This window comes from Paenibacillus sepulcri, assembly GCF_042647105.1.
In the GTDB taxonomy this organism is placed as follows: domain Bacteria; phylum Bacillota; class Bacilli; order Paenibacillales; family Paenibacillaceae; genus Paenibacillus_Z; species Paenibacillus_Z sepulcri.
In genome coordinates this window covers 5,947,800-5,962,028 of record NZ_JBHRUP010000001.1, presented here as the reverse complement: position 1 = coordinate 5,962,028, position 14,229 = coordinate 5,947,800, and the positions used below count along the sequence as shown (strand labels likewise).

The following is a 14,229-nucleotide window of genomic DNA, read 5'->3' as shown; positions in this document are numbered from 1 at the left end:
CTCCAGTCACGTTATTTTTTGTTCCGGGATTCATTCTCTGAGAATGATGGAAGTTTGACCCGCGTGTTATTAAGTCATGTAATATGACACAAAAATAATTATTTTATAGAAACGTTTATGTTTTCTTGAGTTTTAAGGAGTGCAAATATTCGTCAACCCCATATCCATATAAATCTCTGATAACACCAAAATTTATGAATTATATGTAAACAAGAGAGAAATAGATTAATAGGCAGATAAACATAATTTTAAGCGCTTTCATCAACTGAACTCCTGATTGACTACAATTTTCCAATTGCATAGGATACAAGTGTTAGATTAACTTCCACATGAAGTCATGTGGGTCACTTGCTGTAGAGATTTTATAGTAATCTATGTACCTATTAAAAGGGAGGTTTGTGAGATTTTGACCAACAACTTAAAGAAAATGAGGATTGCAGCACTTTCACCCAGACGTGGTTCTCAAATGAACCTAGTCACGTCGCACGATTCGTCGGGATCCTCGAGCAGACGAAAAAAGAACTTGTCTATACTCCTTGCTGGCATGATCGCATTTGGATCTTTGAGTGTCGGGTTATCCCCTAACTCCGTATCCGCAGTTTCAAGCATACCTTCCGACAATGGTATCACTTGGCAGATCCATGACGCTGCTCCGCCGGGACTTGATACCGGCAGCATCCGAACAGCGAGTGAATCTTCGCTTCAGGGGTTTGGCAATATTTTTGTCCGCGTGTCAACGAAGCCTGAACCACGTTTGAACGGTCAAATGATACGCGGTTTTGGACTTAAGTTCGACGGAGTTGACACTTTTGCAACCACGCAGGCCGTTGATCTTGGAGGCGTGCATATCACCCGCGAAATAAAGGTTGATAGTGACGGCAGCTGGACGAGGTTCTTTGACACCTTCACGAATACCACCAAAGAACCCGTTACGGTTGACGTTTCGTTTGGAGGGGATCTCGGTTACGGTTCAGGCAAGGCTCAAAGTATAGTACAAGCAACTTCGAGCGGCGATAAAACGATCACTCCGGAAGATTCGTGGACGCTGGCGGCGACTCCCAACCAGGAGCAGCGTCCGGTCGGAGTGGTGCTGGGAACACCTGGTCCATACCCGGGCGCGCTGACAAAAATGGGCAACCAGGAACGGAACCCGTTTGAAACGCCTCTGGCTGCCACCGGCAATGAAGCAAATTTCTATGGATACGTAAACAGCTTAACCGTCAAACCGGACGAAACAAAGTCATTGGCCCACTTCGTATTCCTGGGCGCGACCGGTTCATCTGCAGTGAGCGCCGCTGCTAAAGAACTAAAGGAACTTGCAGTGGATCCGGAATTTTCTGATTTGTCCTCACCAGAAGTCTGCTCGTTAGTGAACTGGGATGTATCCAATCTGCCATGGTTTGACGCCAGTGTTTGTCCTGATGTCACCCGGCTCGATATTCCAGCATCTCCCGAGGCAGCTCAGCCGTATACAACGTCCAAATACGACATTGTAAACAAGTCTATTGGAGAGATGCAAAAGGACATGGAGGCGGGTATAACCACTTCGGAAGAAATCACCCGCGCCTACCTCGACCGGATTGCTGCGTACGATAGCGGACAGTTTGGATTTAATGCATTCCTGTACGTCGCAACCGATGCAATCGATCAGGCAAAAGCCGCTGATCAGGCTCGTAAGAACGGGGAAACCGGTGAACTTCTCGGAATTCCAATTGCGATTAAAGATCTGTACGATACCAAAGATATGCCAACTACCGGCGGGACTCTCGCACTTGAAGGCTGGCAGCCAGATACGGATGCCTACCAGGTAGAGAAGCTGCGTGAGAGTGGCGCCGTACTGATTGGGAAGACCAACATGTCCGAGTTCGCCAATTCAGGCAGCTACAGCGAAAGCGGCTGGAAACAGGTCTGGAACGCTCTCTATCCGTCGAAGACATCGTTCGGATCAAGCGGCGGCTCCGCTGTAGCAGTGGCTGCGAGCATGGCAGCCGGTGCACTGGGCAGCCAGACAGGCGTCTCATTATATGCTCCCAGCACAGGTGCCAGCCTGGCAACGTTCAGAGGCACCGACGGTATGGCAAGCACCCGCGGGGTCATGCCGCTTACTTGGGGGCAGGACTACGGGGGTCCTATCGCCAGGACTGTCACGGATCTGGCATATTTGCTTAACGCGACAACAGGAACAGACCCTCTTGATGTGTTGACTAAGAACGCTGATACGTACAAGCCGGATAACTGGACAGATTACCTTGACGCCAATGCGCTTAATGGCAAGAAAATCGGTTATATTCCTGCCTCCTTCGTCTCCAGCTACGCAGACGATGGAACAGGAGACGCGTTAATGGACAAATTTGCTGAGATCGAGGCTGCAGGCGGCACGATGGTCGAAATGACGCCGCCGCCAAGCGGAGGAAGCAGCCCCGAGGGCAGCCGAAGCGAAGAAGGCTGGGCACGTTATATCGGTCTGCATGAAGACTTCCCATTCGCTGACGGAGACCAGCTGCTGGCATCTCCTCACGTCCTGCCGTACAATCAACGGGAGCTTCGTGACACCGCCAGAATGACTCCGGCCCAGGTCGACTCCTATCTGACCTATCGTGCGGTTTATAAACAAATCATTGCGAACTGGATGGATGATTTTAATGTTGATGCCGTTCTATATCCCGGATTTATCAGCGACATGTATAACAATGGCAGCGCGGATTCCCAGCTGTCTTCCGACCGGGGCACTGGCGTTCTGACTTCGAACGTCGGTCTGCCGACTGTGATCGTCCCAGTGGGTACAAATCCGCACGGGTATTCGATCTCCATGCAGCTTGTGGGACGTGCGTGGAATGATGGAAAGATCCTTGGAATGGGCTACGCCCTCGAGCAAAAATTCCACGGGCGGCAGCTATCGGCCTTCGTACCGCCGCTTACGTACAAGCCTTAGCACAGAAGTAAGCCGGATAATTCAGGGGCTGACAGTTGATTGCCAGCCTGCACGCGTTCACCTGCTGACGTTTTCGCTGGCCGGACAAAAAAGAGAGATCAGCCCGTTTTTTCTGGCTGATCTCTTTTTAATTCATTGGGTTGGTAAAAGACAACAGGAGTCGGACCTAACTGCCCGCAGACCCATGATCCCTGCGCTAAATATAATAGTTTGTGCCAGTCTGGATCTTTCCCATAAAAAGACAAGGTAAGACCACACGCAACCCTACTCCACTAATCCGGAACGTTCCACGCCTTGAATGAAATACCGCTGTAGAAAGAGATAGACAAGCAGCATCGGAACCAGGGCAAAGAACGTAGCGGCCATAACGACCGGCAGACTGAATACTTCAAAGCTGCTGCCCGTTAGCGTATCCAGTGACTGGTAGAGCCGCGGCAGCATCATCGGCAAAGTGAACTTTTCCTCGGATGTAAGAAAGATAGAAGGCTCGAAGAAGTCATTCCAATGCCAGACTAGGGAAAGCAGCGTTGTTACGACAATTGCGGGAGGAGTAAGTGGCATGATGATTTTCCAGTACACTTTAAAGCTCCCGCAGCCATCCACCCTGGCGGCATCCTCCAGCTCCCAGGGAAGCCCTCGAAACAACTGACGAAAGATAAAAATGAACAAGGCGCCTCTAAGCCCGTTTGCGAAAAATGCCGGTACGACGAGAGGCAGCATGCTGTCCAGCCATCCCATAGTTTTGTATTGGATAAATAAAGGCACAATGATCGTTTGCGGCGGAATGATCATCGTAAACATACACAAAACAAACAGTGCTTCACGCCCGGGAAACTTGATTCTGGCAAATCCATAGGCAACAAAGGAACATGACAATACTTGCCCAACCACGCTTAAGACAGAGATAAGGGCGGAATTGTTAAAGTGAGGCCAATATTCAAGACCAGCCATTCCATAATAGAAATTTTCCCAAGCCAGACTTGTAGGAATCCATTTGATTGTAAAATCCATGAGATCGGCCGGCTGCTTGAGCGACGTTGTAATCATATAAATGAAAGGATATAGGAATACAAAGGCCAAGTCGATCAGAATCACATAGACGAAAATACGATATATCAACGCAATCCAGCGGCTTTTGCTGCCTATTCGGCTTAATAGACTATTATTCCTCATCACGCAGCGGTCACCTCCTCATTTATTTTTCTCCTGTGTAAATGACAAAGCGTTTGGTCGACACGAATACAATAATGAGCAGCAGAAATATAAACAAGAAGTAAATCCAGCCCATTCCCGAAGCGTAGCCCATCTCGATCTTGGTGAATGCCGTATCTTTAATGTAAACCATCATCCGGTTGTTAATGTCGGTGAAAGAGTCAACACAGGTGAATACCAGATTCAGTAGAATAATTGGCGTAACGAGCGGAAGGGTTATCTTCCAGAACATCTCCCACTCTGTGGCTCCATCGCATCTTGCGGATTCATACAGCGATAAGGAAATGCCCTGTAATCCGGCAAGGAAGAGCAGGATCTGCACACCCGTTTTCCAAAATATCACGGTTAAACGGCTCAACATATCAAAGACGATTTGGGAGAATGTCGGACCCATATAAAGAAACACTTCATCAGGCACGCCGATTCCGTTCACCAGTGTATCTTTTCCAACCCCCGCGTACAGCAGCTGCTGCATGGCCAGCCCCGAACCAATAAGTACGGGAAGAAAGAATGCGGCACGAAAAAATGCCCTTCCCCTGATATTATGATTGAGCAGGATGGCGATAAATAAAGAAAACACTAAAATGAGCGGTGTATTGATTATGGCGTCTTGAATGACTGAGATAAATAAAGGAATGAATTCGGTATCGAGTACAAAGGCTTTGTTGAAATTTCTCCAGCCGACAGATTCAAGCTGGAAATTGCCAACGCCTACGACTTCATGAAAGCTAAGCCAAAGGGAGTAAGCGAGCGGATAAAACATAAACAAGACGAAGCCTAAGGCCCATGGGGCAATATACACGTAGCCTGCCAGCATTTTTTTTCTTTCCAAGCCGATTCTTCGCTCTTTCACGCTTATCCCCCCTTGGGCACGACGATATAGTTTTTATCCGGAATACGAAGACCATCGATTTCAATTTCCCGCGGTAAATAATTGACAATGACACGAGTGCCATCTCCATAAACGACTTCATAAACATCCTTTTGCAGTTTTCGATGCACCTGGATCGATTGAGACCATGTCGGCTGCAGCTTCTCATTCATCTCTTTATACTGTTGGACCGATTGATCTACCCAGTTGTTGTACGAGGAACTGAATAAATCGCTATAGTAGGTGTCTTTTAGGTCTTCCGAGAAATTCTTCGTCAATTGATAGTAAGGCATATAACCATATTCCACCATTTTAAGGAACTGCAGCTGGGGATCATAAAACAAATTTTGCGGATATCCCGAGTAGGGAATGAGTCCGTGTACGACCATTTGGTAGAATGGAATGGTTTCATCGGTGAAGAAATAACCGCTGTCCTCCATTGGGATATCGAATAAGCGGGACGCTTTCAGAATGCTGTACCCATTCCCGCCTACAGCAGCGGCACCACCAAATTTCTTGCTGGATTTTTCCATCATCTCCATCCATTGCATGGCCGTTCCTTCTCGTGTCAGGGGGTAATCCTTGTTAAAGTCGTAGTAGTCCTGATAACCGATGCCATCAAAGTTAATGCCGGTAATCCCCAGTTTACTTAGCGGATCAAGCACATCTCCTTGAAATTTCAAATTTTGCTTACCCGCATTCAGATTAAACATTTCACTGTAACGATCCGTCACGGCAAAATGGTTGGCTCCGACAACGACGTCGCTGCGTGTCGAGAATCCTCCGCTTCCCTTCCAGGCGTCGACGTAATTATCCTGAAGAAATAACTGGAATTTGTTATTTTTAGTATAATCGCTCAATTTATTCAAGCCACTCAAACCGCCCAATTGACCGGAAGGAACGCTTCCGGAAGGATATTCCAGATAGCCTTTTCTCGTCCATCCAAGCAAATTTGCAGAAATGGATTCCACACCCCGTTTTTTCAAGTCTTCCATCATTTCCTGCGCTTGCGGGAATGTAGTAGAAGCAATGAAATCATCGAACAGGATCTGGTGCTTCTTGATCCCCATCAGCAAATCAAGACCATACGGAATAGGATCCTCTTTCCTGATTTTTGAAGTCAGCCCTTGTTCGTTGACCAGGTATTCCCGGTATGCCGAGGCCATGTGACTGTAGTCGGCTTCCTCCCCGCTGAAGAAAACATAGCGGATCGTATGATCTTCCCGTATCAAGTTTTTCTCCGGCTTCTTGGTCAAATTCCCGTCCTTCTTGACAGCTTCATATTCCCGTCTATAGACGAGCTCGGAGGAAACCCGGTTTAAATTAATCAGATAGCCGCTTGGCGAGTAGAGAATATTCGCGTCATAAGCGCCATCCGTAATCATCCCAAGGAATGCGTTATTACCGACCTTCAGACCGAATATGGGAAGCAGCGCATTCTGCTGCCTTTGATAATTGTTGAACGATATGGTATCCGAACCGTAGACACTTGCATGATAAGGATTCAAATAATTGGGATGATTGGTTTTAAACGTAGACAGCGCGCCGGGACCGTCAGGATAAATGGAATACCCTTCCTTATGATCCGATGCCGCTCCGAAAAAAGGGAGCGGAGCAATTGCCATGACCCAATTATCCCTGGATTCTTTGATAGACTTTCCCGGTACCGTGACCTCAAGCGAGTTCCCCTTTAATTGAAAGCTCATATCAAAACTGATTTGCAATCTGGGCAAATCGTAGTGAACGGATATCCCGTTTTCCAGAGAAACCGCCTTCATCTTCGGCTGCTCTATGACCGAGTTTGTTTCCTGGGTTTCCAGGGCAGGCAAGCTTGGATCCGTGAACGTCAGATGAAAGACCGACTGACTGCTCGCCGTCCACAGCTCATTTCCATCTGTCTCCACGTCCTCGAGCGGTACTGCAGATTCCCACTTATATCCGTTCTTCTTATCCTTCACCACAATGGCGGAATCAGAGGAGCGGAACATTAACTCGAGGCGGTCCGTTTCCCCCACCTTCTCAAATTCGCTTTGTGCATCCGCCGGCTCTGCATCCAAGGCAGATGGTTCCGCAGAAGCCTCCACGACCCCGTTTTTCGGTTTTATTTCCTGATGTGCCCGGTCAATGGCTCTTTGCAGAGAAGGTAAGGCCAAGAGCACGAGCGCTGCAAATATCAGGATGACCGCGACATTGTATATCCACTTTTTGGATTTTCCCGTAATCATGGTACCCCCTTAATTATCCAGCAAGTATCGAACTTCTACGGCAATTTCGTTGATAAATTGGATGACATGGTTCGTCAGGGCAAAGACGAGGCCGATCGTCCCCCAGAAGGTAAGGAAAGCAAAAATGGATAACAGGACGACGCCAATCGACTTCTTAAAGGAATAATCATTAAGCACCTTGAGCTGTATAAAGATGAGCAAGGCTACCCACAGCCAGATCAAGAGACTGATACTATTATAGAGTCCAATCTCGCCTTTCGATATGACAATGGAGAGCGCTGCCAAGGGAATCGCAAACACGATATACGGAATCAGCGCATAGGACATGGCCGTGAGGATTTGGCTGAAATAAGCTTCACCGTCCATAATTGCCGTAATCAAATAACAAGCGATGACCCCTGATAATAACGGCAGTACGAATCGGACTAATTCCAAATTCAAATCGGCGTCCCTGGGCTGAAGAGAAGTGATATGAAAGCTCGTCATATATATCGTCACGATTCTGACGCACAAGGTCAGAAGGATCAGCACAAAGGCTGAGATCAGGTGCTTGTTCTTCTGCAGCTCTTCAAATCCGTCCACAGGATGAAACAGTATCGCGATCCCGAGCCGAAAGGACCGCATGGAGGACTGTTTCATTGATGCTGCTCTGTTCAATAGCCATACCTCCTTATGACGGAATTCGTTACGCGAATCATGACCTTCACAATAAGGTACACCACATAAATGATGAGAACAGCCACCAGCAGGATCCAGCCGAGGTATTGACGCATGAAGTCATGCCGATACTCGGCAAAAGCAAGCGAATAACCATCCTGATCTTCACCCAGCTTGAATTCCTTCATAGCCTCTTTCCATTTCTCTTCCTTCATCAGGGCCTTGGCTACGCCCCGGTGGGCTAACGGATAATTTTCATCGATGTTCAATACTTCCTTCCACGGCTGCAGGGCTTCCTGGTAACGCCCATTAAAATGTAATTGACTCGCTTGATGAATCAATTCCGCAAACCGCGTCGGCTTGAAGATTTGAATATTATTCCGATCACGGTCAAGGACGTAGATCGTACCGCTTTTATCGATTACGATGCTGGTTGGATATTCGAATCGGCTCTTTACATCCCCTTGACCGCCGAATACAGCAAGCAAATTCCCTTCCTGATCGTATTGATAAATCTTACGCGACATGGCATCCAAGGCATTAATAATACCGTATTGATCTACCGCCAAATCGACGAAATACGGAACCTCCAACGTTCCGCTATCAATCGAGGACTCGCCGAAGAAAGCTTTTTTATAGATATTCTCACCCATCGCATTAAATTTTTTAATCTGATCGGTATCGATCAGAACGGTAGGCGTATAGATAAATCCTTTACTGTCCATCGTCAAATTAGCGTTCTGTTGAGGCACGGCGTTGTTTAACTGCTCTCTCTGCTCAGGCGTTGCCAATAACCGGATGAGGAGATTCTTCCAATCAAATGGAACACGGTTTGCTCCAATATAACCGCGAAACCGATTCATGGCATCGATCATCATAAACCCGCTGTAATCCGTCTTATTCAGCACGTACAAGTAGCCGCGACGGTCTATAATGACTTTATCGGGAGCGAATTCCATTTCCGGACTAATCAACGTGGATTCCGGCTTTACGAATTCCTCAACCAGCTTGCCATCAGAAGCCAGATGGATCACCTTGCCGCTCCCCGTATCCGCAACGAACATATCGCCCAGCCCATCTACGAAGATGCCGCTCGGTTGATCGAGCACAACTCCCTGTTCCTTGCCGTAGATGCCAAGCACCTTTCCATCGGTGTTCATTTTCACAATCCGGTTATTATCTGTGTCTGCTATATACAATAGACCCTTCTCATCGATAAACAGGTCCCTTGGCTTATTCAATCCCGGACTGCCCACATCCAGGATGACCTTATCGACGGTATACGTGAGCGGGATCGGAATCTTATAACCATGCATCGGGTCAAGTGTGTAGGACATTTGCGGGAGAGCATAGGCTGGCAAACTGCAAATAAGAAACAGCAGACAGCCGAGCAGGACCGCTGATATTCGTTTGACCATCGTGTCCGCCCCCTAGGATTTGATGCCGGAATGAACCATCGTATTCATAACCATTTTCTGAAACAAAAGAAAGATTAATATGGGGGGCAGCGTAATCAGGAAGGTACCGGCAGCAAGTGCACCCGATCGCGCTACCACACCCGGACCCCCGGCAAGCGTCTGAATCGCAAGCGGCAGAGTCTTCATGGTTTCACTTGTAGTGAAAACAAGGGCAGAGAAATAATCATTCCAGTTCCCGATGAAAGAGAAAATGATCAGTGTCGACCAAGCGGGCTTGCTTACCGCCATGATGACCCTCCAGAAAATGGTCCACTCCGAAGCGCCGTCAATATGTGCTGCCTCAATAAGCGCATCCGGAATTTGATCAAAGAACTGCTTCATTAAGAAAATATTAAAGGCCACCGCGATTTTCGGCAGAATTAATGCCCAATATGTGTTGACCAAACCCAGACTGGAAACAATCATATAGGTCGGAATTTGCGTGACCTGCGGCGAGAACATCAGAGCCGATAGAATCACCGCAAAGATAAACCCGGCGCCAGGCGGCCTGAATTTGGATAGCACATAAGCACCCAAGCTGCACACAATCAAGCTGGCAACAACGATCGAGCCTGAAACGAACACACTGTTGAAGATGTATCGCGAGAAAGGAACGATAGAGCTGTCCGTAGCGGTAAGCAAGTCATAAAAGCTGCGCAGCGTCGGCTTTTGCACAAAGAATCTCGGCGGGTAAAGGAACAGCTCATCGAGTGGCTTGAATGCCGTCGAAACCATATAAATGATCGGCATTGCCGTGAACCCGACCAAAACAATCATAAAGACATACAATAGTCCCCTGTTGAAGCGGGTAACAAATTTCGCATAGTTCATCGACACGTCCTTTGCCCCCTTATTGTTCTTTGGACGATAATAATTTCATGACTATCCGTCCCAAACCAAGCGTAACAAAAAACAGGAATACCGCGATGGCAGAAGCGTACCCAAGCTCAAACCGAATAAACGCATAATCGAAGAGATGGGAAATAATCGTATGCCCTGCATAGTTGGGGCTTGGCATGCCGGCCATGGCTACGGCAATATCGAACACACCGAAGGCAGCCACGATGGAGTTCACTGCCCCAAACAACAACTGCGGCTTCATACGCGGCAGCGTAATAAACCAGAGTTCCTGGAAACGGCTTGATACGCCATCGATTGCCCCCGCTTCATACAACTCAGGCGAAACATTCTGAAGCCCGGCAAGAAAGACCAGGAACCCCGTCCCCATGCTCATCCATAAGGAAACAATAATGATGACAGGCATGATCGTATCCGGGTCGGTCGTCCATAGAATAGGTTCGCTGATCATTCCCCAGTTCAACATCCAATTGTTTAACAGGCCGTATCGGTCGCCAGAGAATATGTAGAGCCAGACGATGGATAATGCGATTCCGCTTGTAATGGAAGGCACATAAAAGGCCAATGAAAATAACATTCTAGCCCGAAGCGTATTAATGACCCAGGCAAGCAGAAACGATAAACAATAGCTGAGCGGTCCAGCGATAACAGCAAAGATGAACGTGTTTTTGAGCGATTTGATGAAAATATCATCTTCCAGAAATAAGACGCTATAATTCGATAAGCCGACCCATTTGGCAGGCTGAAGCATGTTGTAGTAGGTAAAGCTGAGGTAGACGGATTGAACGACAGGGATAACGGTAAACACGATGAAGAGGATCAGAAACGGGCTGAGAAATAAGTAACCAAGCGCAACTCTCTTCCCTGCATGGGATAATTTGAATCGGCTTACCTTCTGTGATGCCAGCTGAAACGGGCTTTTTACTTCGACACTGCTTTGCATCTCGCTCCTCCTTCCGCCGCCCTAATCCGGAGTAAAACCGAATTCTTTTTGTTTGGCTTCAAGCTCTTTATTAATATCCTTGATTCCCTGTTCCAGCGACTCTCTGATGTTCATTCCCCCAAGAACAACGCGGTTCCACGCATTGTCAATGTTCCGCGCAGTGAAGTATCCGCCAAGCACATACGGCTGTTCCTTGTAATACTTCCACTGATCGGTTAAAGCCTTCAAATCATCCTCTGGCCAAGGCAGCTGAGAGAAGGCTTCCATATTTGCTGTATTCCAGCGCGCTTCTACGCCGAGCAGAGCCTCGAGTTCCTGACCGAATTGAACCTGGCTCTCTGTACTGGTCCACCATTTGAGAAATTCCCACGCTTCCTTTTGATGCTTCGATTGTTTGAAGATTGCAACGGATTGAACGGCACCGCCGCTCGTTCGGTCAATCGTACCGTCAGCTTTCTTATGGCCAGGCGATGGTGCAACACCCCATCGTCCAATTAGTTCCGGTGCTGCAGTGGAGAGTAGAACGTATGTCAGATAGTCGGCAACGCCGATCGGCATTTCCCCCGTCCGGAAACGGTTGAAGAAATTGGCTGTAACCGGAAATTTATAATTGGTGTATAGTTCTGTCCACTCCGTAAAGGCTTGAAAGGCTTCAGGAGTATCAAGTCCGGAATTCATCCCATTCGCATGATAGAATTCGCCGCCATTCTGGTAAAGGAAAGGCATAAATCCAAGTGACGAGATCGGGTAGAACATCTGCATCCCATTTTGCTGCAGGATCGGAAGCATGGCGTACGTGTCTTCCCATGTTTGCGGGATGCTCACACCGAGCTCCTTCAATATATCCTTACGATAAACAAGTACGTTGAAATCCTGTGTCTCCGGGAGTGCGTAGTTGCCCCCGTTATATTGAAACGGAATTAGCGATCCTGGCAAGAATCGTTTACTGACCTCCGCATAATCCGGGAATTGCGATAAATCGACCGAGGCATCCCGAATTGCAAATTCGACAGGTAAATGTGCATCGACACCTGTCGCGACATCAGGCGCTTTGCCCGAACTCGCGGCAAGCAGCAGCGTATTGACCGAGCCTGCATTTAATTGTCCGGCTGGAAGCGTATTGACATTAATCCGGATACCGGTTTTCGGTGTAAAATCTTCTTCTGCCATATCCTTCATGATTTCCGCCCATTCTTTGCCTCGCGATACCCAGACCTCAATCACCGGGCCCGTTTCTTTAGCAGGCTCGCCTGTAGCGTAGACACTGCCAATGCCCGTATAGTCCTTCGTGAAAGAGGCTATGAAGTTTTGGAACGTACTGATGGACTTCTGCAGGAAGCTGGACTTCACTTTGGGATATTCGGTATCCGGTGAACTGATTGCAAGGTAGTCGAGTATAAGCGGTACATTCTGCAAACCCATCAGCAGCGTGCTCAAGCTCGTTTGGCTATTGCTTAGCTCCGATAACTGCCTTGGAATCGAATCCGGATTCTTGATCATTTTTTCGAATGTATGATTCATCATACGAAGACTGTTCACCGTGCTTGGCTCTTCCTCCGATAAAGCCTTCAATGCATCCATTTGAACGATCAGGTCGTCCGCGATTACCTTTAAATCCTCGATGAGCTTTGGCACTTTCTTGCCCAGTTCATATTCGAAGTTTGGATCCGGAGTAGGTCCCGTTACCATAATGATGCGCCTATACAGGTCGGACAGCTTCTGCGTATCCGCCGTTAAGTCCTCGATAATCGGCTGGTAAGGCCCGACCTCGGCAACCATGGTGAGCGTATGCTCCCCCTTCGATAAATGCATAAGCATAGGATCAGATTTGCTGCCTTGTTTATGCAGTGTTTCGATTCGCCAGCTTCGCGAATAGGTGAACGGGTATAATTCCAATTCTTTGAATGGTACCTTCCCATCTATGAGAATTTGACGATAGGACGGAAGCCCATCGCCCCACCATTGTCCAAATTTCATGCCAATCTTATATAATCCGTCCTTTGGGACTGTGAATGCCCATGTGGCTTTCTGACCACCTTTTCTCCAGCGCCAGTCGCCGAATGCATTCAGCCGTATACTCCCATCCCCTGCCGGCTCCATTAGCGGATCGCCATTGGATTCTCTACGAATGGTCGGATCGGATTTTGCAGGATTGCTTTCCGCTTGTACCTTCACATTTATATTCGAAACGGATTCATATCCTTCCGCCCCATAGGATTGTTTAATAGCGTCATAGCTTGGCAATTGTTCCGGTGCTGTTATCCGAATTTGATCCAATGCCATGGGTTCTACTAAATAATTCATCCGTATGGCATGTTTGCCCGTACTGAAGTAAAATTGAAAGGGTCCCGGATATAACCCGTTACCGTCCATAACCGGCAAACTCATCCATTCCGGCTCCTCCACTTGCTTGGGGCGAACATCATCTCCCTGATTGTTCTGAACGGGATCGCCTCGATCTATCCAGTTGCGATAGAAATAGATCCGCTGTGCTTCACGAAATGGACTCTGTCCGTCTATTAGCAGCTCACGTTGTATAGGCAGCCGTTTCCCCTGCATTGGATAATAATTTGTCGTTATGTTGTAAAGTCCACTTGAGGGTATATCTACCGTCCACTCCAGCCATGTCGTACCTTTATCCCATACCAGAGCGGTTGAATGACCTTCGACAGCTTCCGAAGCAGGCCTAGAACCGCCGAATGCCGAAAATTCATTTGCCGGGATGACTATTTCCGCTCCCGCTGCAGGTACATAGCCTTCTTTGTTATAAGCGGCCAATGTCTTCCCGTAGGTCGGCTGTAAAATATCGTCTATAGACAAATGATCTTTATCCGATTGCGGAATGCCTTGATTTTGATTCCGATCTCTTAAACGCTCGCTGGCATAAGATTGAAAATTTCCACCAAAGGTTACAGAACAAACAAGAAAGGCAAGCGATAACAGCATGAATTTCTTCCAGTTCAATGCTTTGTTCCAACTTCGTTTCAAGAACCGTCACCTCATTGTCGTTCAATTCATCCAGGCAGTTGTCTTATTTGTCATTACAGGTAAATCGGTAAAGGAAAGAGGCAGCT

General features: G+C 47.7%; 9 protein-coding genes. 1 reads left to right on the top strand and 8 read right to left on the bottom strand.

Annotated features, from left to right (window positions below):
* Window positions 1-523: 523 nt before the first annotated feature.
* Complete coding sequence (locus ACFOLF_RS26060) at window positions 524-2,932, top strand: amidase (protein WP_379113403.1); 2,409 nt, start codon at window positions 524-526, stop codon at window positions 2,930-2,932.
* A 264-nt stretch (window positions 2,933-3,196) separates the two neighbouring features.
* Here ACFOLF_RS26060 and ACFOLF_RS26055 read toward each other — a convergent pair whose 3' ends face one another.
* From ACFOLF_RS26055 to ACFOLF_RS26020, 8 genes are read right to left on the bottom strand one after another with little or no spacing between them, the layout of a single operon-like run.
* A complete protein-coding gene (locus ACFOLF_RS26055) occupies window positions 3,197-4,105 on the bottom strand; it encodes a carbohydrate ABC transporter permease (RefSeq protein WP_379113415.1) in 909 nt (302 codons plus the stop codon).
* Window positions 4,106-4,127: 22 nt separating this feature from the next.
* On the bottom strand, window positions 4,128-4,997 hold the full coding sequence (locus ACFOLF_RS26050; RefSeq protein WP_210044179.1) for a carbohydrate ABC transporter permease: 870 nt from the start codon (window positions 4,995-4,997) through the stop codon (window positions 4,128-4,130).
* A gap of 2 nt (window positions 4,998-4,999) precedes the next feature.
* Complete coding sequence (locus ACFOLF_RS26045; RefSeq protein ID WP_210044172.1) at window positions 5,000-7,240, bottom strand: DUF5696 domain-containing protein; 2,241 nt, start codon at window positions 7,238-7,240, stop codon at window positions 5,000-5,002.
* A gap of 9 nt (window positions 7,241-7,249) precedes the next feature.
* Complete coding sequence (locus tag ACFOLF_RS26040; protein WP_210044170.1) at window positions 7,250-7,897, bottom strand: Yip1 family protein; 648 nt, start codon at window positions 7,895-7,897, stop codon at window positions 7,250-7,252.
* Window positions 7,894-9,315: a hypothetical protein gene (locus tag ACFOLF_RS26035; protein WP_210044169.1), complete on the bottom strand. Its 1,422-nt coding sequence runs from the start codon at window positions 9,313-9,315 to the stop codon at window positions 7,894-7,896. Before ACFOLF_RS26035 ends, ACFOLF_RS26040 begins: the two co-directional genes overlap by 4 nt.
* 12 nt (window positions 9,316-9,327) lie before the next feature.
* Window positions 9,328-10,185 (bottom strand): carbohydrate ABC transporter permease, encoded by an 858-nt coding sequence (locus ACFOLF_RS26030; RefSeq protein WP_379113413.1) that lies wholly within the window; start codon window positions 10,183-10,185, stop codon window positions 9,328-9,330.
* A 19-nt stretch (window positions 10,186-10,204) separates the two neighbouring features.
* The gene (locus tag ACFOLF_RS26025) at window positions 10,205-11,155 is read right to left on the bottom strand and encodes a carbohydrate ABC transporter permease (protein WP_210044160.1); all 951 of its coding nucleotides are present in this window, start codon (window positions 11,153-11,155) and stop codon (window positions 10,205-10,207) included.
* Between the two features lie 21 nt (window positions 11,156-11,176).
* The gene (locus tag ACFOLF_RS26020; RefSeq protein WP_210044158.1) at window positions 11,177-14,143 is read right to left on the bottom strand and encodes an extracellular solute-binding protein; all 2,967 of its coding nucleotides are present in this window, start codon (window positions 14,141-14,143) and stop codon (window positions 11,177-11,179) included.
* Between the last annotated feature and the right edge of the window lie 86 nt (window positions 14,144-14,229).